Annotated in this window: 20 protein-coding genes; 16 read left to right on the top strand and 4 right to left on the bottom strand. The window is 46.7% G+C overall.

The annotated features are described in order from the left end of the window. Positions 1 to 93 precede the first annotated feature (93 nt). From AC2CG4_RS04320 to AC2CG4_RS04295, 6 genes are all read left to right on the top strand, one after another. Complete coding sequence (locus AC2CG4_RS04320) at positions 94 to 573, top strand: GFA family protein (protein ID WP_484485103.1); 480 nt, start codon at positions 94 to 96, stop codon at positions 571 to 573. Between the two features lie 66 nt (positions 574 to 639). Then, entirely contained in the window at positions 640 to 1,494 is an 855-nt protein-coding gene (locus tag AC2CG4_RS04315; protein ID WP_484485102.1) for a hypothetical protein, read from the top strand. 154 nt (positions 1,495 to 1,648) lie between these two features. Further along, the gene (locus AC2CG4_RS04310; RefSeq protein ID WP_484485101.1) at positions 1,649 to 2,119 is read left to right on the top strand and encodes a tetratricopeptide repeat protein; all 471 of its coding nucleotides are present in this window, start codon (positions 1,649 to 1,651) and stop codon (positions 2,117 to 2,119) included. 104 nt (positions 2,120 to 2,223) lie between these two features. Further along, on the top strand, positions 2,224 to 3,066 hold the full coding sequence (gene yghU, locus AC2CG4_RS04305) for a glutathione-dependent disulfide-bond oxidoreductase (protein ID WP_484485100.1): 843 nt from the start codon (positions 2,224 to 2,226) through the stop codon (positions 3,064 to 3,066). Between the two features lie 426 nt (positions 3,067 to 3,492). Then, positions 3,493 to 6,921: a PAS domain S-box protein gene (locus AC2CG4_RS04300; protein WP_484485099.1), complete on the top strand. Its 3,429-nt coding sequence runs from the start codon at positions 3,493 to 3,495 to the stop codon at positions 6,919 to 6,921. Positions 6,922 to 7,026: 105 nt separating this feature from the next. After that, a complete protein-coding gene (locus AC2CG4_RS04295) occupies positions 7,027 to 10,416 on the top strand; it encodes a PAS domain-containing protein (RefSeq protein WP_484485098.1) in 3,390 nt (1,129 codons plus the stop codon). 3 nt (positions 10,417 to 10,419) lie between these two features. Here the strand turns inward: AC2CG4_RS04295 and AC2CG4_RS04290 are convergent, their stop codons facing one another. Beyond that, positions 10,420 to 10,623 (bottom strand): DUF2934 domain-containing protein, encoded by a 204-nt coding sequence (locus AC2CG4_RS04290; RefSeq protein WP_484485097.1) that lies wholly within the window; start codon positions 10,621 to 10,623, stop codon positions 10,420 to 10,422. 292 nt (positions 10,624 to 10,915) lie between these two features. Between AC2CG4_RS04290 and AC2CG4_RS04285 the strand changes: the two genes are divergently transcribed. Both AC2CG4_RS04285 and AC2CG4_RS04280 read left to right on the top strand, forming a co-directional pair. Further along, the gene (locus tag AC2CG4_RS04285) at positions 10,916 to 11,284 is read left to right on the top strand and encodes a LytTR family DNA-binding domain-containing protein (protein ID WP_484485096.1); all 369 of its coding nucleotides are present in this window, start codon (positions 10,916 to 10,918) and stop codon (positions 11,282 to 11,284) included. Further along, complete coding sequence (locus AC2CG4_RS04280; protein WP_484485095.1) at positions 11,277 to 11,795, top strand: RNase H family protein; 519 nt, start codon at positions 11,277 to 11,279, stop codon at positions 11,793 to 11,795. The genes AC2CG4_RS04285 and AC2CG4_RS04280 overlap by 8 nt, the downstream gene beginning before the upstream one ends. A gap of 10 nt (positions 11,796 to 11,805) precedes the next feature. On the opposite strand, the gene AC2CG4_RS04275 is transcribed toward AC2CG4_RS04280, so the two are convergent. Beyond that, complete coding sequence (locus AC2CG4_RS04275) at positions 11,806 to 12,201, bottom strand: MAPEG family protein (RefSeq protein WP_484485094.1); 396 nt, start codon at positions 12,199 to 12,201, stop codon at positions 11,806 to 11,808. Between the two features lie 234 nt (positions 12,202 to 12,435). Here AC2CG4_RS04275 and AC2CG4_RS04270 point away from each other — a divergent pair, with 234 nt between their 5' ends. Together AC2CG4_RS04270 and AC2CG4_RS04265 are read left to right on the top strand one after the other, a co-directional pair. Then, positions 12,436 to 12,627 (top strand): hypothetical protein, encoded by a 192-nt coding sequence (locus AC2CG4_RS04270; protein WP_484485093.1) that lies wholly within the window; start codon positions 12,436 to 12,438, stop codon positions 12,625 to 12,627. Between the two features lie 194 nt (positions 12,628 to 12,821). Then, on the top strand, positions 12,822 to 13,106 hold the full coding sequence (locus AC2CG4_RS04265; protein WP_484485092.1) for a hypothetical protein: 285 nt from the start codon (positions 12,822 to 12,824) through the stop codon (positions 13,104 to 13,106). A gap of 437 nt (positions 13,107 to 13,543) precedes the next feature. On the opposite strand, the gene AC2CG4_RS04260 is transcribed toward AC2CG4_RS04265, so the two are convergent. Beyond that, the gene (locus tag AC2CG4_RS04260) at positions 13,544 to 14,476 is read right to left on the bottom strand and encodes an alpha/beta fold hydrolase (protein ID WP_484485091.1); all 933 of its coding nucleotides are present in this window, start codon (positions 14,474 to 14,476) and stop codon (positions 13,544 to 13,546) included. A gap of 127 nt (positions 14,477 to 14,603) precedes the next feature. Here AC2CG4_RS04260 and AC2CG4_RS04255 point away from each other — a divergent pair, with 127 nt between their 5' ends. The 6 genes from AC2CG4_RS04255 to AC2CG4_RS04230 all read left to right on the top strand — a co-directional run bounded on the left by AC2CG4_RS04255 (position 14,604) and on the right by AC2CG4_RS04230 (position 23,121). Next, positions 14,604 to 15,200 carry a CGNR zinc finger domain-containing protein gene (locus AC2CG4_RS04255; protein ID WP_484485090.1) on the top strand — a complete coding sequence of 199 codons (597 nt, stop codon included), beginning with the start codon at positions 14,604 to 14,606 and terminating at the stop codon, positions 15,198 to 15,200. A gap of 481 nt (positions 15,201 to 15,681) precedes the next feature. After that, positions 15,682 to 18,291: a glycosyl hydrolase family 8 gene (locus AC2CG4_RS04250; protein WP_484485089.1), complete on the top strand. Its 2,610-nt coding sequence runs from the start codon at positions 15,682 to 15,684 to the stop codon at positions 18,289 to 18,291. A gap of 576 nt (positions 18,292 to 18,867) precedes the next feature. Continuing rightward, entirely contained in the window at positions 18,868 to 20,283 is a 1,416-nt protein-coding gene (locus AC2CG4_RS04245; protein ID WP_484485088.1) for a polysaccharide lyase family 7 protein, read from the top strand. A gap of 42 nt (positions 20,284 to 20,325) precedes the next feature. Further along, positions 20,326 to 20,889 carry a PEP-CTERM sorting domain-containing protein gene (locus tag AC2CG4_RS04240; RefSeq protein ID WP_484485087.1) on the top strand — a complete coding sequence of 188 codons (564 nt, stop codon included), beginning with the start codon at positions 20,326 to 20,328 and terminating at the stop codon, positions 20,887 to 20,889. 251 nt (positions 20,890 to 21,140) lie between these two features. Further along, positions 21,141 to 22,019, top strand: coding sequence for an NAD(P)-dependent oxidoreductase (locus AC2CG4_RS04235; protein WP_484485086.1), 879 nt, complete (start codon positions 21,141 to 21,143; stop codon positions 22,017 to 22,019). 352 nt (positions 22,020 to 22,371) lie between these two features. Further along, positions 22,372 to 23,121, top strand: coding sequence for an SDR family NAD(P)-dependent oxidoreductase (locus AC2CG4_RS04230; protein ID WP_484485085.1), 750 nt, complete (start codon positions 22,372 to 22,374; stop codon positions 23,119 to 23,121). Between the two features lie 90 nt (positions 23,122 to 23,211). On the opposite strand, the gene AC2CG4_RS04225 is transcribed toward AC2CG4_RS04230, so the two are convergent. After that, entirely contained in the window at positions 23,212 to 23,952 is a 741-nt protein-coding gene (locus tag AC2CG4_RS04225) for a FadR/GntR family transcriptional regulator (RefSeq protein WP_484485084.1), read from the bottom strand. Between the last annotated feature and the right edge of the window lie 204 nt (positions 23,953 to 24,156).

Here is a 24,156-nt window from a genome sequence, read left to right as displayed (position 1 = left end):
TGTGTAATATCCAGTAATTCCGATTGGCGCAATTAGGTGCAATAGTTTTTTAATTGCGCTTTACTATTCTGATGAAAAAAGGCGGAGGACTATATGACTGAGCGCAGTGGGAGATGTCTTTGCGGTGCAGTGAGCTATCACTTTTCTGGCGAACCTATTGCGGCACGCGTCTGCTGGTGTAAAGACTGCCAACATATCGCCTCCAACGGCACGGTGAACGCAATAGTGAATGCCGATTCACTCACCATTAATGGCGAACTGAGTGAATTCACCAGCGTTGCCGAAAGCGGCAACCAAGTTCGCCGCCGTTTTTGCCCAACCTGCGGTTCGCACTTATTCGCCAATTCATCCGCAAGGCCGCAATACACTGGCGTGCGCATCGGCACCTTGGATGAACCCTCGTCGGTTTCTCCCACCATAAATATCTGGACAAAAAGCGCCCCCACATGGGCATGCTTTGATGCAAATATAGATTCAATAGAAGGGCAAGCACCGCCGCCGAAAATTGCAACACAGGTTGGGGAGGGTTGCGTAGACGAAGCTTGTGAATCACAACAAATTGTCACCCATTGAAGATTTTTTTGATGGCTATTTTAATAGTTACGGCTTTTGCTGTTAAATAAATCGTTAGGCGAAAAAATGGAATATATCGTGCCACCAGATAGTTATATAAGCCTTATCGGTACTGTTGCGCTTTTTGCGTCAATTATATGTTTGTTCATTACATTTTGGGAAAAGCAAAGAAATCACGCCACTAAATTGTTCTCGATTATGCTTGTGGCTTCGCTGTCCTTTTTTTCTTCTCATTGGGCTACGTATTTTGCTGCTATTTTTATAGTTGCAACAGCAGTTACTGAGTTGGAATTTTTGCAGAACTTAGCAGCAATAATAAGAAAAGATGAAAATTACTTCAAATATAAGAAAGAGGCTCTCAGTACGGCTGAGAATATTCGCCGGAAAGCTGAAGAGGCAATAGAGGAGGAATACAGGTCAGAGCAACCAGTAGAAGCGGAAGGCTTTACAGTTGCAAAAGTCGACCTGTCAACGCTACCGGGTCTTTCGAGTGCGTCAAGAATGAAGCTGTCCTTTGAGGTGGAGGATCGAGCTCTTAGTTATTTGTCTAAGGAATACGCTCTTATTGAAAGGGGCGTACGTTTCAGAAAGGGCAATGAGTCAGTCGAGTTCGATGGAGTTGTTACAAATGGGCGAGATAACGAAGATATAATTTTTGAGGTTAAATGGATCCGAAACCCTGATCACCTCTTTATGCTTATGAATCACTTCGTACGAAATTCTAGTGAGCAAGTTAATTCGTATTGCTCAATTACGGGTAAAAAACCAATATTCAACTTAGTTGTTGTGACAAATACGGAAGTTAGTACTGGCAGTGAACGGTGGAAAAAGATAAAAGTAAGTGCGGCGGAGGCAGGTATAAATTTAATAAATTTAAGTCTAAAAGATATTGGATTTGAGGTTACGCCTGAGATCGCATAGCAAGTAGCCCGCATGGAGTCTAACGAAATGCGGTTTTTTTAAGGCACACGAAGCGATTCAATTAATACAGAACCAAAATCTAAAAACTCCCGTATTTCGCTAGGCTCCATACGAGCTACGAATCAATCAATAAAACATTTATAAGTGAATCAATATGGAAAACGAAATAAAACAACAAGCCGAAGACCTTTTGGAAAATGGTGAGGTTGAGGCGTTGTATGAATTGCTGTCACCTTATCTAGAACAAAACGATGCCTACGCACAATTTCTGTATTCCAGTTTTAGCCTTGAAAGTAGCGGTGAAACAGATGATGAGTTTGAGGTTCGCAGTATGAAGTTGTTGGAAAGTGCGTCTGAGGGTGGTGTTGCAGAGGCGTCTTATCGCTTGGGAGTGATTTATCTGTATGGCGATTTTGCCGATAACAATTCCAAAAGCTCAAGCGATTATTTTGAGCGCGCCATCGCACAAGGGCATTCGCATTCAAAATTTACTTATGGATTTAATTTGTATTACGGCTCCGGTGATGTAAAGCAAGACAAGGCACGCGGGTTAAAATTGCTGGAGGAGGCGGCGCAAGAAGGTGTGCAGCTCGCGCGCGATGAATTGAACTTATTGGCCAAATAATTCTGCTGATAGCCAGTATTTTATAGTGCTATATTGCGCTGAACTAATTTGTACTAGAGCGCGTAAACGGTCGCGATATTTACTAATACGGAGATAAAAACCCTATGAGCAGCAAACAATCCTATACGCCTCCTAAAGTCTGGACCTGGGACAAAGATAATGGTGGTGCTTTCGCCAGCACTAATCGCCCCATCGCAGGTGCAACCCATGAAAAGGCGCTAGCTGTGGGTAAGCATCCGTTACAGCTCTATTCGCTCGCTACACCGAATGGAGTGAAAGTTACCATACTGTTGGAGGAGCTTTTAGCGTTGGGCATAACCGGTGCGGAATACGATGCATGGTTAATAGAAATTGGTAAAGGCGATCAATTTGGTAGCGGCTTTGTTGCGCTAAACCCGAACTCTAAAATCCCCGCCTTGTTAGATACTTCCACCACACCGCCTACACGAGTATTCGAGTCGGGCGCAATTTTGTTATATCTCGCGGAAAAGTTTTCTGCTTTTTTACCACGGGATGCTGCAGCGAAAGCGGAATGTCTCTGCTGGTTATTTTGGCAAATTGGCAGCGCTCCGTTTTTAGGCGGCGGCTTTGGGCACTTTTATACTTACGCCCCCGAAAAATTAGAATACCCCATTAATCGCTATGCGATGGAAGTAAAACGACAATTGGATGTATTGGATCGCCACTTGGCAGAGCATCGCTATCTTTGCGGTGATGAATACACCATTGCCGATATGGCGAATTTTTCCTGGTACGGCGCGTTAGTGTTGGGCAAGTTGTATGAAGCGGCAGAATTTTTGGATGTTACTTCCTATTCGCACGTTTTGCGTTGGAGCCAAGAAATCAGCGAGCGCCCGGCAGTAAAACGCGGCCAGCGCGTGAATCGCGCTTGGGGGGACGAGGCATTGCAACTGCATGAGCGTCACAATGCGAGTGATTTAGATTAAAACTCCTGCACCGTCGCGTACAAAATATATAAAAGTGTTAGAACATAAATCGTCGTTCTTTAAAAAGTGAGATTTTTTTGTTCGATTTGATTTATACATAAACTGAGTTAGCTATTTACAGCCTAACAATTTCTATCCTTTAATTGTTTTGCTAGCTGTTTACTTCTTCGAGATCCTAACAGCTTTGTAAATCACCACACAATGTGTCTTAAAGCACTAAATTGTCTCGGGTGACCAAAGTGTCCGATCATTTTATTGCCGTTACGACCCTGCATGTATAAGCTTGTCGATTAAAAAGTTTGGGTGTTAGTTAAGGCGATTTAAGCGTAAAAAATCACTAAAAGTCGCATTCAATAATACGAGCCATGCGTGCTCAATATACGAGCCGCTCCTTTTGCCTTATGCCTGTTTTGGAAGGGATAATTCGTGGATTTAAATCTTTTGTTTCCAGAGAGTAGCAATGTAGGTGCGCTACTGCGCGCGCAGAATTGGTCCTGTTCAGTATTTGATGATCCCAATCGTTGGCCATTGTCGCTGCAAGCTGTCGTTAGTTTAATTCTTAATTCCAAATTTCCCATGTTTATTGCTTGGGGGTCTGACCTCGGTTTTCTTTACAACGATGCTTATGCAGAGATGCTAGGCAGTAAACATCCCAGAGCGTTGGGAGCAAAGTTTCAGGATGTGTGGAGTGAAATATGGCCTGATATCAGCCCTATTGTCGACTCTGCACTTGCGGGTCAAGGCAGCTATTTTGAGGATTTACCGCTCACAGTGGAGCGCAGTGGGCAGCCTGAAAACGCTTGGTTTACTTTTTCTTATTCGCCTCTTTATGATGATAAAGGCACCATTGCGGGATTGTATTGCACTGTAGTGGAAACAACGAAAGGTGTACGTGACCAGCGCTTGCGTGAGTTTCAGTTGAAGTTGGCGGATCGGCTCCACCCTCTGACGGTTCCCGATGACATTATAAATAATGCGGTTGCAATGTTGGCCGAGCATTTAGGCGCAGCAGGTTGTTGGTATGCCGAGATCGATGATGTCGCTGGTGTGTTTCATACCAAAAGTGGTTGGTTTGCGCCAAGTATGCCACCCCTCCCGCTGTCTGGAAGAATCGATGATTTTAGTCCTTCATTACTACCTATTTTACGAAGCGGGCAGGAATTTGTTTGCAAGGATCTGTTAACAGATCCGCGCACGCAGGAATTTACAGCGCCATTTCAGGCGTTGAATATTCGATCTATCCTAATGGTTCCCATCCTCAAAAATGGTCACTTACTTTTTAATATCAATGCGATTAAACCGCACGCTTACTCTTGGACGCAGCAAGAGGTTCAAGCCGCGAAAGACGTTGTGAATCGCGCCTGGGTGGCGATGGAGAATGCGATTGCGCAACAGCGGTTACAGGTTGAACGCGACTGGAGCAATCAAATCCTCAATCAAATGGGTGAGGGATTTATGTTGGTCGGAGCGAACGGGCGGGTTGCCAAAGTTAACGCAGAAGGCCTACGTATTCTGGGTCGCCCGCCTGTTGATGTGATTGGAAAAAGCGATGAAGAGTTATGGGGTGCTGATGCTAAAACTAGAGTCAGCCGTGTTTATCAGCAGGCTTTCGATAAACGCGAAGCGGCATTGATTGAATTAAATCTTAATCCTGGAGAACCGCACGAAAGTTGGCTGGAAATAAGAGTCAATCCTTTACCAAATAAAAACCTGGCCGTATTTTTTCGCGATATTACTAAACAGAAGCAGGCGGAAGTTGCACTACGGTTAAGCCAGCAACATTTAATTTCGCTGTTTGATCAGACGGCGGCTGGTATCGCAGAGCGTGATCTGCAAGGGCGTTTGATTCGTATTAACGATCGCTTTTGTGAAATATTAGGGCGCTCCCGTGAGGAACTGCTGGGCAAAGATATCCATGATCTGACCTTTGCGGATGACCTCAATGCAAGTGAAGTCGCTTTTAACCAGCTGCTCGTGGATGGGCAGCCATTTGAGATCGAAAAACGTTATCTCAAGCCAGATGGATCACCTATATGGGTAAGCGCCACCGTTAGTTTGGTTCATAAGATTGAGCGTGAGTTTCCCGATTCTGTTCTGGCGGTAGTATTGGATATTTCGGAGCGCAAGCAAACGGAAGAAGCATTACAGGATGAAACCCGAATTCTCGAGCTATTCAACAATTCGTGGCAATCTCTTGCCTCCACTTTGGAGCTCGACAGCCTACTCCAGATAGTCACTGATTCGGGGCGAGCGCTGACAGGGGCGGAATTTGGGGCATTTTTTTACAACTCGAAAAACGAGCAGGGGGATAGCCTTTTGCTTTACGCGCTATCGGGCGCACCACGCTCCGCTTTTGAAAGATTTGGGCACCCGCGTGCGACCGACGTATTTAAACCGACATTTCTGGGACAAGCAGCATTACGTAGCGACGACATTACCCAAGATCCTCGTTACGGGAAGATGGCACCTCATTACGGAATGCCGCAAGGTCATCTTCCGGTCAAAAGTTATCTCGCTGCACCGGTCATCTCGCGCTCTGGTGAGGTAATAGGCGGGCTATTTTTTGGTCATCCAGAAGCGGCCGTTTTTACCGCCCGAAGCGAACGTTTAGTGGTCGGCTTGGCTGCCCAAGCTGCGATGGTCATCGACAATGCGAGGCTCTACGATTTAGCACAAAAGGCAGCTGAAGAGCGGCAGTTATTGTTATCAAGCGAGCGATCAGCGCGGGCTGAAGCGGAGCGCTTAAGTCGCTCCAAAGACGAGTTTCTTGCCATGTTGGCGCACGAACTTCGCAACCCTCTTGCGCCTGTGAGTGCGGCCGCAGGTATTCTGTGTCAGGCGGGCGATGACCCTCAGCGTGTACGCCAAGTGGGGGAAATCCTTTCGCGCCAAATTGCGCATTTCACCCGTCTGATTGATGATTTGATGGATGTGTCGCGCGTCACTCGGGGGTTGATCCAGCTCGAAACTGAACGCTTGGATATCAAAACGATAATGACTACCGCGGTTGAACAAGTGCGGCCGATGATAGATGCCAAATGTCACAATCTGACTATCCAGATGGATGCGCAGCCGCTCTGGGTAGAAGGCGATCGGATCAGGCTAGTCCAAGTAGTTGCTAATTTGCTGACCAACGCCGCCAAGTACACGCCCCCCCATGGCGATTTACAGTTGTCTATAGACGCAGATAGCACCCATGCCAGTATTGTAGTTTCTGATAACGGTCATGGCATGGACTCTGCCTTATTACCGCAGGTTTTTGATCTGTTTACTCAAGGCGCACAGCGCCTTGATCGCGCTCAAGGAGGGTTGGGAATTGGTCTGGCGTTGGTCAAGGCTATTGTTACTTTGCATAGGGGTGAGGTTAAAGCATTTAGCGCGGGCCACGGTAAGGGTAGTTCATTCGTGGTATCGCTCCCTCGAGTGGCTGCCGAAGTAAAACAACCCCCTGCGTTAACGGGCGCCGGTAGGGGCGATGCCCAATTAACCATTTTATTAGTAGATGATAATGTAGATGCCGCTGAGTCCTTGTCCATGTTACTGGAGCTCATCGGGCACAAAGTGTGGACCGCTCACACGGCCGGTGATGCATTGACCATCGTCGAGAGCGAGCAGATCGATGCTTTTATCCTCGATATTGGCTTGCCCGATATGAATGGATACGATCTGATCAAAGCCTTGCATAGGCGCCCTGATATTGCGGCTAAGCCGTGTTTCGCACTAACCGGATACGCGCAACCGCAAGATCAGCAGTTATCCATCGCGGCTGGTTTCACACAGCATTTTGTAAAACCGGTTAACAGTCAGCTGTTATTCACCGCGCTGGCGGAAGTTAAAGCGGGAGCAAGGTCATGATCATTTTGCAGTCAGCATCTGATGTTTATTTGAAAGTTTTCTTGTTTTTTGCATAACCTTTTATGGTCAGCTTATTTCACACTCACTGCAGGTAATTCAAGCGCGATGCCAGACTCTCCAATCATCGACAAGACGCGAGCAGATTCGCAAGATGGTTTAACTAGCTCTGCAATAGCGGAACACTACGAACTATTCCGCCAAGCGGCAAGGGTTCTCGCGTCTTCCCTCGAATTGGATCAAGCACTCGCCAATACCATCGCCGTTTGCCAGCCCCACCTTTCCGATTTCGGTTTTTTTGATGTCATTGTGGATGAAGGAGTGCGGCGCACTGCCCGCGCGCATCAAAATCCAGAACTTGAAACACTCTTGCAATCAACCCAGTGGCAGCGCAATGAACGTAACGATATCAATCTGTGCGCCTTGTCCACGGGCGAACCGGTGTTACATGACAACACTGATGATGCTTGGTATGAGGCCGCCTTTAACGCCCCCCGTGGCTTGGCGTTTAGTTCCATGCTCAGTGTGCCATTGCGTTTTGGCAATGAGTTGTTGGGCTCGCTCACGCTGTTTATGGCAGATTCAGGACGCAAGCATGATCGAGGGCATCTGAGTCTGGCGATGGAGATTGCAGCACTGGCTGCCCCTATTGTTGTTAATGCCCGTTTACTTCATCGCGAGCGACTGGCGCAGTCGGCGCTTAAGGACAGCGAACAACGTCTGCGTTTTGCTACAGCAGCGGGAAAAATAGGGATCTGGGAGTGGGATATTCTCAATAACAAAGTCACTTGGTCCAAGCAAGTCTACGAACTGCATGGTCTTGCGCCTGGTGAGTTTGGCGGCACGGTGGAGGATTTTGGTAGTCTTGTTCATGCCGACGACCGTAGCCGGGTGTTTGAAAAAATTAATCGTTCGCTCGTCAGCGACGAAACATTGTCCGACGAGTTTCGAATTGTTCGGCCCGATCATTCGGTGCGGTGGTTGCGGACATCTTCCTACATTGAGCGCGATAGCTCTGGGCAATCAGTGTGTCTGGTGGGGTCGACGGTTGATATCACGGAGCAAAAGAATGCGCAGTTCTCGCTTCAGGACCTCAATCAGCAACTGCGGAAAAAGGTCGCATCCAGTGTTTCTGAGCGTGACCGGATTTGGGCTATCTCTCACGATATATTGGCCGTTGCATCATTTTCGGGTTATTTGGTCGCGGTAAATCCAGCATTTACTAAAACTCTGGGGTGGACCGCGCAAGAGGCTTTGTCGTTTCCGTTCCTCGATATTTGTCATCCAGACCAAATCCCAGAGGCGCTTCAAATTTTGTCTGACTTGGCCGCTAAGAAGCAGCTCGATAACGTCGAAATAAACACCCGGCATAAAAATGGATGCTATCGGTGGATTTGCTGGACGCTCGTCGCAGAGAATGACCTTCTCTATGCTGTTGGGCGGGATGTCACTGAGGTGCGTCATCAGCGGGATATAGTGCAGCACGCCACTGAAAAGCGCTTCCAACTCGCGTTAAGTGCTGGCGGAATGGGTGCTTGGCAGTGGGATCTCACTACCGACGTGGTTCACTGGTGGCCTGGTATGGCAGCGATCCACGGCTTGCCTGAGGGTGATGGGATTACGAAAGCAAGTGAGTATTTACGCTTTGTGCATCCCGATGATGTCCCCCGGCTAGACACAGCACGCTCGGATTTACTCACACATAATGCTTTTTTGACGATAGAGTATCGAATTTTCTGGCCGGATGGGAGCTTGCGTTGGATTGAAAGTCGGCGTGAAAAAATACTCGATCAGGAGGGAACGCCGGTGCTCATCGCGGGGGTTTGTCTCGACATTACTGAACGCAAGCTCAATGAGCAAAAGTTGCAATTTATTGCCGAAGCCAGTGCCGAGTTTGCGGATGTAATAGATTATGAAAAAACCCTCGCAAAAGTCGCCCAGCTTGCGGTGCCAAGCTTTGCCGATTGGTGCACTGTAGACCTCTTGGATCAAGAAGGTGAGTTAAAACGAGTGGCAGTAAGTCACGTTGAGCCGACGAAAGTGCAATTGGCTCATCAACTTCATGAAAAGTTTCCGCCCGATAAATCCGCCCCGCTCGGGCTTTGGCAAATTGTGCGTTCAGGGCAACCGGAGTTGGTGGCTGAAATTGATGACGCCCTGCTGCAAAAGACTATCAAAGATTTAGATCACTTAAACAGCATCAGAGAACTGGGCTTACGTTCGTACATAGGCGTGCCATTATCGGTAAGAGGTAAAACCTTAGGCGTGCTCACATTTATTTCAGCCGAGAGCGGGCGAATTTATGGGCCGCGCGATGTGTCGCTCGCGATCGACATAGGACAGCGTGCGGCAATCGCCATTGAAAATGCTAATTTTCTGGCCGCGCTGAAAGAAGCCGATCGGCGCAAAGACGATTTCCTTGCCATGCTTGCGCATGAGCTGCGCAATCCTCTCGCGCCGATTAAATCGGCGGCCGATTTACTTAATTTACCGCTGTCACCCGAACGGATTAGAAAGACCAGCGAAATAATTACTCGCCAAGTAAATCATATGACGGGTCTAGTCGATGATTTACTGGATGCATCCCGCGTAACCCGGGGTCACATTCGTGTGGACAAAAAACCGTTTGCGTTTAAACACGTCATTAGTACCGCCCTGGAGCAAATCCGCCCGCAGGTTGAGATGAAAAAACAGCGGTTAATCGTACAGTTTGAAGATGAAACTGCGCGAGTGGAGGGCGATGAAGAGCGGCTTGTTCAGGTCGTAGTCAATCTCCTTGCTAACGCCTGTAAATTTACCCCCGAGCAAGGTTTGATTGAGCTGACAGTGAGGTGCGTTGCAAGCGAGATCGAAATACGAGTGCGCGATAACGGTATAGGAATGGAACCGAATTTGATCGTTAGTGCTTTCGATTTGTTTGTACAAGGAACGCGCTCTGCTGACCGAAGTCAAGGCGGTCTCGGTCTAGGTCTGGCAATCGTAAAAACCTTAATTACGCTCCATAACGGGACGGTAGTTGCTCGCAGTGGTGGCGCGGGGAATGGAGCTGAGTTCATCGTGCGGTTACCACTTCTCACGACACCTGAAACAATTAATCAGGTTGGTGAAATAATACCTGTTGAAAGTCAGCAAAGAACGCGAAAAATCCTGGTGGTCGACGACAATAAAGATGCGGCAAATACTTTGGCGGTATACCTTCAGGTTATGGGATATGAGACTGAGGTAGTTTATGACCCGCGCGACGCCCTGCGAGAATTAGCGGCTGTGTCTTTTGATACAGTAGTACTCGATATTGGCCTACCTGGAATGGATGGTTATGAGTTAGCTGGACGTATTCGCAATCTGTTGGGCGAAAGGGCGCCTGAACTTATCGCAGTATCAGGTTACGGACAAGCGAGTGACCGTAAAGCGGCACACGCGGCAGGTATCGACCATTATTTTGTGAAGCCATTAGATGTAACGCTTCTACTGAATCTCATAAATAAGGAGCGCGTGTAATCGCTAGGTTTGATCGGGTTGCGCAGGTTCGTATAGACCCTTCGCCTCAGAGGGGTCTGTTGAGGTTTTGTCTTCAGCCCTGCCACGTCTTTGTTCCGCTGCTAATTTAATGGCCATCTGCCAATGTTTGTTGGCTTGTCCGTCAGGTTTTCCTTCTGAAATCCAAAGGTAATAAGCTAATTCGCGAATCTCTTGACTGTTTTGCATGGTGACCTCTCTGCAATGTCTAAACAATTTTTATAACAATGTCGCCATGGCGATTCAGTGCGTTACATCGCATAAGCGATTGTTCGTAGCCTTATATTCCTTGCTTCGGCTTAGAGAATTTTTATTGTGCAACTTTTAAACTTCCCCCACAAACAGGATTGACACGATTGGTATTCGTTTAATTGATTTAAGTGAGATTACACAAACATATGCGGACAGCCCGCTGTGACTAAATTTTATGACTGACCCACACTTTTAATGCTGTCAGCGCTTGTGGAGTGTGGCGCTGCTGGTGAGCTGGTTTTTTCTCAATGCGGTGGTGTTGGTGACAGAGCCGGATGCTCCGCCCGAGCGCTTACTGATTAAAAAATTGGGGCGGGAATTCTTAATTCAGACCAGCGATATTGAATGGATCGAAGCGGCGGGCAATTACGCGAATTTGCATATCAAAGGCAGTGTCTACCCTATGCGCATCACCATGGAAAAACTATTGCCAGATAATTTCACCCGCATTCATCGCTCCACCATTGTTAACCTGGAACAGATTCAGGAAATACAGGCGTTGGATACCGGCGACTATGAAGTAACCTTGCACAATCAAATAAAACTTACACTCTCGCGCCGCTATCGGGAAAATTTTAAAGCGTTGTTAAGTGTTTAACTTAAAATTATTTATCGACGGCAGCGTGGATACAAAAACGCGCATCGGTTTTGGGGCTTATCTTGCGGTTGACGAAACCGGGTTGTCTCTTAACGACTTAAACGCAAAGGTGGCCGTCAAGCGGTTTGACAATACGTCATCCACAACGCTGGAATTACAGACCTTGTTGTGGGCTATTAATGATGTCTTACTGTTACATTCAGAAACTGCCGTGCAGTTTGTAATTTATACCGATTCACAAAATATTGTAGGGCTGTTGGCGAGGCGTAATAAGTTAGAACAGCAGGATTATTGTGCGAACAGTGGTAAGCGTTTAAATAATGCGAGTCTCTATCAGCAATTTTTTATGGTGTTAGATCAATGCAACTGCCAGATCATTAAATTGGCGGGGCACAAGCCAAAGAATTTAAAAGATGATCTGGATCGCGTGTTTGCATTAGTGGATAAAGCCGCCCGGTCGTCCTTGCGAAAATATAATCGCGCAACTTTTGAGGGTATCACGCTAAAATAAATCCTTATTTCTAAAAAACTACCAGCACAACGTAAAACAAATAAAAACACGGTGTTATGGCAACCAGAAATGCCAGTGAGCGTAGCTTATCTAAATTGGTAAGATAAAAAAATCCGTGTAGTAAGCGACCAATAAGCACAACAATGGCGGCTTCTGCCAAATATTTAACGTCCAGCCCTGATGCAACTACGGCCAATAACGCTGCGCTGTATATTGCAAGCGCCTCCCACGAATTTTGTTGAGCCGCCACTGCGCGAGCGCCGGCCCCTTGTAAGTGAGTGATTTGTTCGCGCGGGTATTGATTGTCAAATTTACCTAATTGCTGTTTTCGATAGTAATGCGATATCACAGCGAACACATAAGGCAAGACGCATAAGCATAATAAAACGATAATAGCGATTTTCATTTATTGGATTCTCTATGGAGTGGCGGGTAACAGGTTCGTATTGAATACAGTGGGAAGATCCTAGCGCGTGCAAGACATGGGTGTTTGTAGCATAAAACCCCGAGGAAATATGTGCGTGGAGCCACTTAAAAACTTACGCTACCCAGTTCTAAAGTTATTTCATTGTTCGGTAGCTAACGGAATACATCAGGCCTGTTTTATAGACTGCAGACCCGTCTTTAAAAGAGAGGCTTGATGATGACTTCGATTACTCAACAAGATTACCAACATGCGAATGAGCGTGGAAACGGTCCCAAATGTCGTATGGAGGGCGGTGATATGACGGATGACATAAGCATCAATGATCCAGATAATCCGTTTAAGAAAAAGCTTAAAAAGGAAGCCGTGATTCCAATCGCAATGCCGAAGTATAAAAAACCAGAGTAATTGGATTCGTAAGGGAATATTAGGTTAGCTATGTACCCACCCTAGTCGACGGTCTCTACTCCTATACCTTACCGCTTGCAAAAACTTCCTTCTCTAACAGCAAATCCGCTAAGCTGGCGATACCCCGTACTTGTTTGGAGGGTGGTTATAGGGTGTATCACCCGTCCGTTCGTACTTTATTGCCGAGACTTTCTATGAATTTGGATAAATCAAAAAAACGTATCGCCAAGCGCGCCAAAATGGGTTTTCAGGGCTATCCCCAAATTTCCATAAGTTACTCGGGTAAAACCGCCGCTCATGCCGATGAAGTGTTAGTGGAGTTTTTGCTGGAGGAGGGGGCGGAGGTTCAGCTGGAACGATTCGCCAGTAAGCTCGACGCGCGTGAAGATGAAACCATTCAATCGGCACTGGTAAAAATGATTGAGCGCTCTGAGGCGAAAACAGTTGTGCAAGTTGATGGGATAAGGAGGACTACTTAATTGCGAAAGTCGGTGACTGCAGGTTGCTTAGCGAAGTTTATCCTACAAACACTGCACTCTTAATAATTAATTAAAGGGGAAGTCCGCCGTGCCTGAGTCACTTTATTTGTCTACCGGCTTATGGGTGCTGATTTATTTTGGTTTGAGTATTTATACCAAATGGGTTGTTAGTTGGGGCGGCGCGTGTGTATTGGAACGATGGAATTCTGCCTGGAATTGGTTTGGATATTTTCATGAAACAACCGAAGAGCAAATTAAGTTTACGACGAAATGGTTTTGGGTTTTTGTAACAGCGTGGTTTATTGCTGGGCTATTTGTACCTGAGATGAGGATAAAGGCATAAGTGCCTTTAGTGATGGTCATGCTGTTATTGATGTTGAAACAAGATAGGAATACGCGAGCCTGAGCTGATGTTCTCTAGGCTCGCCGGGAATTTTTTAAGGTTTGATACTACGGCTTAAAAACGCCAGTATTTCTGTCGCAATTTCCTTGCCGTGGGTTTCTATTGCGAAGTGACCGGTATTGAGAAAATGCACTTCCGCTTTTGAATTGTCACGTTTGAATGCGTTTGCGCCTGCGGGTATAAAGAATGGATCGTTTTCCCCCCATATCGCTAATAAAGGTGGTTGGTGTTTGCGAAAGAATTTATGCAGCTGTGTATATTGTTTAATGTTCTGACCGTAGTCTTGCAACAAGTCTATTTGCACTTCCACGCCGATGCGCTCGATCGCCGCATAAGCTAATTGGTAACTTTCCGGAGCAATCACTGAAGTATCTTTGACGCCTTCAATGTATTGCCACTTAATCATCTCTGCTGTATTAAATTTACGCAGAGCTTCACGGTTTGCAGGCGTTGGTTCCGCCCATGCTTTGCGCATATCCGCCCAACCTGCACTTAATCCTTCCTCGTAAGCATTGCCATTCTGACTAATGATAGCGGTAATTTTCTGTGGGCTTTTTACCGCGAGGCGCCAGCCAACGGGAGCACCGTAATCAAATACATATAGGGCGTAGCGATCCATTTTTTTTGCTTGAGTAAACGCGTCCATGACTCGAGCAAGATTATCGAATGTGTAATTGAATTTAACTCCAGGTAGAACGTCAGTCTGGCCGAAGCCGGGCAAGTCAGGGGCTATTACGTGATATTGCTGTGCTAGTTGCGGCATCAAATCGCGAAACATATAGGAGGAGGTGCCAAACCCGTGTAGCAGTAAAACTGTTGGTGCTTCCCGCGAACCGGCCTCGCGGTAAAAAACCTTAACGCCTTGAACTTCAAGCGAGTGATAGCGGACTTGTGTAGGTGCCCCAGCAGTGGCAGGCAGGGTGCAAAAGAGAACAAACACTGCGATAAATAGGACTTTAATGTTCATGGTAGCTCCGTAGGTGAGGTCTGATGGCAATCTCATGGTAACCTTTAAAGTCTGTATTAAGCGGTTACTTGTTGTTAGCTTGATTGATGTTTGGTAACCTGTCAACGTATTTTTTAGGGGTTATTTTATGTTGGATATTGGCAAGCACGATGATGACAACTTTATTGCTGCGCCTTTAGTGGGCGATCATCTGGCGCTGGATATGTTGAATACTGAAGCGCGGGTTGATGGCAGGGAAGTTGACTTCTGGAATAGTAATAATCAGGTTTTGGAATGGCTTAGGCGTTGTACTAATGATCTGCAGTGCAATATCGCGCCTGCTGATTTGCAATCCCAAGCGCAGGCATTGCGCGCTCTGGCGCATCAACTGATAACTCAACGGAAGAAAGGAGGGGAGCTTGATATTAGTGGTTTGAATAAATATCTACACGCTTACCAAAGTGCACCTCATTTGGTGCGCGACAGTGAGGAAAAGTGGGTATTGACCCGCACCTCAAGTTGTACTGCCACGGCATCTTTGTTGGGTGAGGTTGCTGAGGCGGTTGCGCAGTTGTTGGTGGAGGGCAACTTTGATCTGGTTAAACAATGTGAGCACCCTGACTGTGTCTTGTGGTTTTATGACCGTACAAAAGCGCATAGGCGGCGTTGGTGCAGCATGGCTTTATGCGGCAATCGTTATAAAGCAGCGCAATTTCGAAAGCGCAGTAACGACGACAATGTTTAAGTGTTGGAGCATTATGGCTGCGAGTGCCTATGAGCTTGAATCGAATTGAATAAGTGTTTTTTTATACAAAACAAGAAATCAATAGTAAAAAAGTCTTTATGTGTAATCTGTTACATGAAGCGAACATCCAGCATATAGACTCCCTATTTTGAACTGCTTAACCATATATATAGTTAAGGTGACTATAATTAATTTGCCGACAGTGATTTTATGTTGTCGGCGGATAACAATGTTAAAAAAATTTATACAACGACAATAACGGCAATTTAGTTTCAAAAAAATCTCTTCGTAAGGTGATGTGGGTGCAAAGTCATTAATACTTTGTAGTGGGTTCGTTCGCGCCGTAAAAAGTTGATCGTGCAAATTAATCATCGAGCTGTCTTTAATTCAACCTAAATCAAGGTTGAACGGTATTGCTTTGCTTGAAAAATAATTAATTCATCGGCGCATTTTTTAAATAGAAGTTTCTGGGAGATAAAAAGTGAAAATCAATTCTCTATTTATAGTTGTTTTTTTATGGGCGTTAGGTGCGGGAGCGCAGGCGCAATTATTGGAGCATGTTGAATCGGAAAGCGGCTCCTTGCTCCCGGGTTACTCGGGGCGAATCGCTTCGCCATTTAGCGGTGTCGCGGCCTACGGAAATAATGACGGCGTTGAACACGCGACTAATAAATTCACCAATGTGCCCGGTATTTTTCGGCTTGATGTGCGCGGCGCTAGTAGCTCAAATTCCGCAGCGGGCATGGCCATTTATATCGATGCAAAAAAAGTAGGCTCGGTTTCTTTTTCGGGAACCACGCCAAAGGTAAGTAGCATTGAATTTAAATTGGAATCAGCGGGGGCGTCACCAAAAATTCGATTTGTGTTGGAAACGGATACCGGTGCTAATGATACTTTTTTAGATTGGTATGAGCTGCATTACGTGGGCGCAATTCCGCCGCCACCCCCACCACCTGTATTGCCAGTAACGGGTTCCTATTATTCGGGTGTGTATCGCAACCTATTTGCTGAGGCGGGTTACTCCCAAGCGGAGATTACGGCCAAGCTGAATGCGACTTACAACCAACTCTTCCACAGCAGCAATAAAACTCTGGATGGCGAAGCAATTTTTATTGAAATGCCAAATGATCCGAGCATGGCGTATATCTGGGATACCGGCAATAACGACGTGCGCAGCGAAGGGTTGTCGTACGGGATGATGGCGGCAGTGCAAATGAATCGCCAAGATGATTTTAATAAATTGTGGAAGTGGGCCAATCAATATGCGCTGAATAAATCTGGTGATATGAAAGGCTATTTCGCGTGGCAAACCTCGACCTCCGGCGCGATTTTGGATAAGAACCCTGCACCGGATGGGGAAGAGTATTTTGTCACGGCATTATTTTTTGCTTCGCATCGCTGGGGTGATGGAACCGGTATTTTTAATTACCGTCAGCAAGCAAATAAATTATTGGATGATATGTTCAACAACGGCCAAACCCGTTACGGCAATAACGGTCAACTGGAATATTTTAGTTTGTTTGATCATAAGGTTAAGCAAATAGTATTTTCACCGGCGACGCCCAGTGATCGCAATTGGACCGACCCCTCTTATCATTTGCCAGGGTTTTATGAGCTGTGGGCGCTGTGGGCTGATAACAACAATTATTTTTGGGCTGATTTGGCAGTAAGCAGTCGCGCATTTTTTAAAACTACAGTTCACCCAACAACAGGATTGAACCCGGACTACGCCTATTTCGACGGGCGCCCACATGGTGCTTTCCAGCATTGGAAAGATACATTTCAATACGATGCATGGCGTACCATCAGCAATGCCTCACTGGATTATGCCTGGTTTAAAAAAGACGAATGGGCGGTGACTTATGCCGAGCGTTTGCAAACATTTTTTACCGGTAAAGGGGTTGAGTCTTACGGTTCTTTGTATGAATTAAATGGTGATGCTTATGAAAATAATACCGATCATTCGCCCGGCTTGGTGGCGATGAATGCGGTGGGTTCATTGGCATCCCGCAAGGCCCAGACTTGGGCGTTTGTTCAGGATCTTTGGAACACACCAATTCCGCGGGGAAAATATCGCTATTACGATGGCAGTCTTTATTTGTTTGGCATGTTGGCTGCGAGCGGAAACTATCGCATTTATTGCCCGAATAATACCTGCATTAAAACGGGTAACTCATCCAGTGTAAGCAGTACGCGTTCATCAACTATTTCGGTTGCGTCCAGTCGATCATCGGCATCGGTGCAAAGCTCAAGCGCTGCTAGTTCTTTGGCAAGCAGTTCCAGCCAGCGTTCATCAAGCTCAGTCTCTTCCAGTTCAGCAAGTTCAGTTGCTGCTGTGATATTGGGGCGCATTGAAGCTGAAGCTTTTACCAATCAATTTGGTGTTCAAACTGAAACCACGAGCGATGTTGGTGGCGGATTGAATGTTGGTTATATACAAAATGGTGATTTTGTTGAGTATCAAATCAATGTGCCAACGGCGGGTTTGTATCAGGTGCAGTTCCGTGTGGCGAGCAACACAGCGGGCGGTACTATTAATATACTTGCTGCCGGTAAAAATGTTGGCGCGGTAACCGTAGCGAATACCGGTGGATGGCAAGCCTGGACAAGCGTATCAAAAGCAATTCAATTAACCGCTGGCCCACAAGTGTTGCGATTGAATTTTGCCGGCAGCGGCAATTATTTATTCAATTTAAATTGGATGAACTTTTCCCTGTCTACTGGCTCATCCAGTATTAGTAGTTCGCGCGCAAGCTCCAGTAGCTCAAGTCAGGCCAGCTCCGCTGTGAATGGTCTGGTGTGCAGTCACGTGATCATCGACCAATGGAGTCAGGGCTTCACTGCTGGCGTACGAGTTAGTAATAACAGCTCAACACCAATCACCGGTTGGTCGATCACCTGGCGGTATGCTGATGGTTCGCGGGTAACCAATACCTGGAATGCTACGGTGACGGGTAACAACCCTTATCTGGCACAGCCATTATCCTGGATGACTACCATCAATCCTGGTCAGACAATAGAAGTTGGTGTGCAGGGTGTAAAAGGTGTCGCTAATGGTCCGGCACCCACTGCAGCAGTAGCATGTAATTAACCTGATTGATGCCTCACCAAGCTCAGGCGACAGCGAGTCGCCTGAGTACCGCTAATCACCTTGTGCGATTCACTCAGCCTCTCCAATCATTGCCGAACAATAGCGCGAGCATTATCCGAAAACTCGTGTCAATTCCGCGCGTCCATGAATTGAACACGGGCGCTTAGGTCAGTATTGGCGGGGGTTGGCCACTATTACCACAGGTTCATTCACAGAGTTATTCACAGGTTTTGTGGATAAGATGCTGATCTGGTGGGCTCTGCTCCAAATATCCGCATTCGACAGCTTCTATGGTAATACCAATTATCCTGCTGGACTGGGTTGTGACTTTAAGTTACAGCCTCATGTTCATTCAATAATGTTATTTTCAATAGCCGCTCAGCCCCTGCATGATTGCATTTTCACGGATATTTGCCGAGTAATGACGATGTTTGCGCATTGTCCATTATTGGTAATACCAATAATGGACAATTCCTCTAAAAATTGGATTGACATAAATATTGATCTGGATGTAGCTTGGCCAGCCTTTGCGCCCTTTGGTCGGGTGTTTTGGGTTGTTTGGGGCAAAGAGGGTCGATGACAACATCCGTTAATAAAATCAATAATCTGGGGAATTACATGTTCAATAATTTCAAACACATCATGTGCAATGCGGGTTTAGCCGGTGTGCTCTGTGCGCTGCCGTTAGTGGGCGCGAATGCAGCATCAGTGGCGATTAACAATCCCAGCTTCGAAAGCAGCTGGACTGGTTGGACGCGGGTCGGCAGCGTGGCCATTTCGGGCGATGCTTATGTAGGCACTAAGTCGGCAAAAATTACCGCCTCATCGGGTGTGGTGTCGCAAGTCGTATCTGTAGCCGCCAATACCACTTATACCTTTACTGCTTATGTATTGGGCGGTGGCAAGGTCGGTGCCAAGGTCGGTTTGATCAATTATTCAAAATCGGTCACTGCAAAGGGTAGTTGGCAGTTGGTCACCATTACATTCAATTCCGGGATGGCGACTTCGGTTACTTTGTCTGCTGCCTATAGTGGCAGTGAAGGGCGTTTTGATGAATTTAAATTAGACAGTGGCACTGCGGCTTCGTCCAGTGTTGCCGCTTCGGTAACACCGTCCTCGTCTTCCTCCTCTTCTTCGGTACCCTCATTGGCGACCAGCTCGTCGGCAGCGGCTTCGTCAGTTCCTGCTACTGGCGGCATTGTGTATCCGGCGGATGTGGGTGGCGGTTTGTCGCTGTGGAAATTAACCCTGCCGATCAGTGCTAGTGGTGTGGGTACCAGCGCACAAGAAATTAAGCAGCCGGCATTGGCAACTTATTCGTCAACTTACTTTGCGTTGAATAGCGATAAAACCGCTATGGTCATGACCGATATATTTGGTGGTGCGCGCACCAGTAACGGCACCGCTTATGCGCGTACGGAATTGCGCGAAATGACCGCGAGCGGCACCAGTGCGGCGTGGAGTTGTACGGATGCGGTGCGCAAAATGACTGTGCGCCAGCGCATTACCAAATCGCCAATCCACAAACCTGAAATGAGTATTGGGCAAATTCATGACAGCAAAAATGACAACTTGGAGATTCGCTACATTGGGCCTAAGGGTGCTGGCAGTGTTGGCACCGGAAATGGTTTGACTGATATTGGAAAAATTGAAGCACATTGGAATAACGACACCTCTTACGACATTTTGGATGCGGCATACCAAATCGGCGACATGATGAATGTGGTGATCAGTACCGATGGTAGTGGTTATCAAACCGTGTCTTATACCAATGAGCGCACCGGTGTGACGTCAACTAAAACCCAGGCGTTTAGTGGTGTGATTGGCAGCTGTTACTTCAAGGCGGGCAATTATCATCAGGCATGTACAGTCACCGATATTTATGGTGGCACTAATGATAACTGTGCGGCCAAGGGTTGGGTGCCGGGCCGTTATGAAACGGATCCATGGGGTACTTCTGTGCTGGAAATTTATGGTCTTTCATTAGATTAATCATTTCTGCCTCTCTATTAATTGTTAAGTGAAGGATGTTGCATGATGCTAAATATCACGGTTAAAAAATTACTCGCCGTTGTCGGTCTTGGGCTGGCTAGCTTGCATGCTCAAGCGGGCCTGTTAAATGGCGAGAGTGTTGGTTTTACCTATTACTATCCTACGCTGGCTAGTGCCTATGCGGAGTTGGATTCTGCTGTGGTTGGCGATGGTGTTGAATTCGATTTCTTTGATATGTTTTCCGTTGATGTTGCGGATAGCTCCATTGTGATCAATAACTTTTTTTACAGTGACAGCGATACCGCTTGGGATGCCGCTAGTTTTAGCGGTTTTGTGATTCGCGATCTGGGTGGTTTTATCAATTTAACCGCAGCCGTTCTGGATGTGTCGTCCAATATGGTGGGTTTGGATGCGAGCCGTATCAGTTTTGATGCGCGCAGTGTTTATGTGAACTGGCAGGGCTTGGCGTTTAATTCTGGTACCCAGGTGAAAATCAACCTGCAAGGTGAAAGCGCTAGACCCGCTGTCAGTGTTCCGGAATCGAGCAGCTTGTTGCTTGCATTGCTAGGGCTGGCTGGAGTTTTGTTGCGCTGCCGTCGAGCCTAAGGCTTGGTAGAGGTTGTACCAGAGGCGGGATATTCATGGAATATCCCGCCTTTTTTATGTCGCAGGGCTGAATTTGCTGGGTGGTCTTAGTGTGCTTCATTAATTGGTAATGCAGCTTGGTAATGATTATGTTGATATTGGATTGACAAAATGTGCTATTTGGATATAATTTGGTAAGCTATCTGCAGGGGGAAATAATTGTTTCGTCTTGTATGTCATTTAACGCACATCAATCTCTCTAGGAGTTAGATATGACAAAACCTGTCATTGGTTTCATCGGTCTTGGCCTTATGGGCAGCAACATGGTTGAGAACCTGCAAAAGAAAGGCTTTAAGCCAATTGTAATGGACCTCAACAAAGAGGCGGTTGCCGCAGTTGTTGCTCGTGGTGCTACCGAGGCTACCTCTGCGCGTGAACTGGCTGCAGCTGCCGATATAGTGATGCTCTGCCTCACCACATCGGCGGTTGTTGAAAAGCTGGTTTATGCCGAAGATGGCATCCTGGCAGGTATCAAAGAAGGTGCGGTATTGGTCGATTTCGGTACTTCAATTCCAGCGTCAACCCGCAAAATTGGCGCTGATTTAGCGAAAAAAGGCGCGGGCATGATTGATGCTCCACTGGGTCGCACCCCAGCGCATGCAAAAGATGGTCTGCTCAATATTATGGCTGCTGGTGACAAGGCGACTTTTGAGAAAGTGAAGCCCGTGCTTGAGATGCAGGGCGAGAACGTCTTTTATCTTGGTGCGCTTGGTGCTGGCCACACCACCAAATTAATCAACAACTTTATGGGTATGACCACTGTTGCCGCTATGTCGCAAGCCTTCGCTGTAGCTGATCGCGCCGGTGTAGACCGTCAACAGCTGTTCGACATTATGTCGACTGGTCCATCAAGTTCGCCGTTTATGAAGTTCTGCAAAAACTATGCAGTTGATGGTGTGAGTGACTTGGGTTTCTCGATTGCTAATGCCAATAAAGATCTGGGCTATTTCCTGGAGATGGTTGATAACCTTGGTACGCGCGCCCAGATCGCCGAAGGCACCTCCGCTAATCTCAAGGCGGCGGTTGAGGCAGGTATGGGTAACGGTAATGTGCCGGAGATTTTTGACTACTTCCTTAAGCTAGAGAAGTAATTTGAGTCCTGCTTAATGGCGGTCGCGCGCTAATTCATGTGGTGGTGCGCGGCTGCCTCTTCTATTTATTGCATCGAAATTCCCGATGCTCCTCGCTGTATTGTGTCTGCTTCATAAGCATTTATCTGCTCTGAATTGGTCGGTTTTTCTGTCTGTTTTTTTCAATAGTTCTCCAAAAGTATTGCAGTTTTTTACTGCTGTATTGGATGGGTGTTGCTGGTGTTTTGGTAATGCCACTGCGGCACAATTTGTTTGACATGCTTGATTATCATGGTAAATTTAAATGACTTATTCCAATAACTATTGGGGCAGATAGCGGCGCCAATTTCTTTATTTAAGCCTGGAGACAGTAATGGACATGAAAGGTAAGGTATTCATAGTGGCAGGTGGTGGGCGCGATATAGGGCGCTCATGTGCGATAGCTTTGGCAAAGCGCGGCGCTAATATAGTGTTGACCTATCATTCCAGTTCAGGCACTGCACTTAACGTTGTAAAGGAAATAGAAAGCTATGGTGTTAGCGCGATCGCCCTCAGGGCTGATCTCACTCAAGAGGCTGAGGCGAATGGTGTTGTGACTGCGGCGCTCGAAGGGTTTGGTCATCTTAATGGTTTGGTACATGTGTCGGGTGGTTTGCTAGAGCGTATTAAAATAGAAGATATGTCGCTACAGCATTGGCACAATGTAATGAATGTGAACTTGACCTCATTGTTTATGATGGTGCACGCCACTATTCCGCATTTAAAAGATGGCGATAGTATTGTTACTTTTGCATCGCAAGCGGGGCGCGATGGCGGTGGCGGCGGTGCTGTAGCTTATGCAACATCAAAAGGAGCGATCATGACTTTTACGCGCGGTTTGGCAAAAGAGTTGGGCGCTAAAAATATTCGTGTCAATAGTGTTTGTCCCGGCATGATTAGTACTGGCTTTCACGATCAATTTACGCAGGATGATATTCGCTCCAAGGTCGCTGCAGCAACTGCATTGAAGCGAGAAGGCACTGCCGATGAGGTGGGTAGTCTTGTGGCATTTTTAATGTCGCAAGAGGCTTCCTTTATGACGGGTAATTGCGTTGATATTAATGGCGGCTTGCTGTTTTCGTAATTATTTTTTGTTGCTGTTAAATAAAAAAGACCTGCTGATGCAGGTCTTTTTTTTGGGCTTCTAATCGGAACATTGTGCGATTTTGTCAGGTTAGTTGTGCGCAGGTGCAAGGTGGTCGAGTGAATATCGGCCTCTGTTTTCCGAGGTTTTTCGGCGTATCTCTTCCAGTGCGCGTCTTTCGCTTGCGTCAAACAAGGCGTTGATCAGGCGTTTGAAGTGGTGGTGCATTGCGGCGCGCGCTGCATTTGCATCGCGCTCTTTAAGTGCGCTGTAAATGGCGGTGTGCTCTTCCATGCGCTTGGGGGAGCTTTGATTGCACACACCTTTATATGCATCGATGATGTCTTCATTGGCGCCGCGCAGTAACCAAAGTTTTTCTACTGCAACCAAAATTGCATTGTTACGTGTCGCCTTGGAGATAATTAAATGAAACTCTTTGTCGGCACTTTCGGCGCTTGCTTCATTTTCCATATCAACCAGTGTTTGGTGTAGCGCTGCCAGTTCTTCTTCGGTAATGGTGGTGGCGGCAAGTGCGGCTGCCTCGCCTTCTACCAATGCCCGCGCTTGAGTGAGCTCAAAGGCGCTAATTTTTAAATCTTTATTTTCGGCGGATTGGTTTTCTACAACATAAATACCTGAGCCGGTTTTCACTTCCACTCGGCCGCGCACTTCCAATGCAATGATGGCTTCGCGAATGGTGGGGCGGCTCACGCCGTAATTTTCAGCGAGCTCCCGCTCTGGCGGCAGTCTGCTGCCCGGCGGGTAAATACCGGTATCAATCAGGTTTTCAATTTTTTCGACAATGCGCCAAAACAAACGACGGTTCTTCATTTCTTATCCTCATTGGTGCGCACCAAAATATGGTTTCTGGTCAAGGATAACTCAATCGCTAGGTAATTGGCAAAGCCAATTCTAAAAAGGCCTGTCGTGTGTGTCTATATTTCAAGAGTTCTTGGTCTTTTTATTGGTAATACCAGATTTGAATTATCGGTAATATTTATATTTGCTTATTGGTCAATTTTAGATTGACATGCT

It is taken from the genome of Cellvibrio sp. ATLC23 (genome assembly GCF_057196725.1).
Note: the sequence above shows the minus strand (reverse complement) of the source record. Positions and strands in the feature narration are given on the sequence as shown.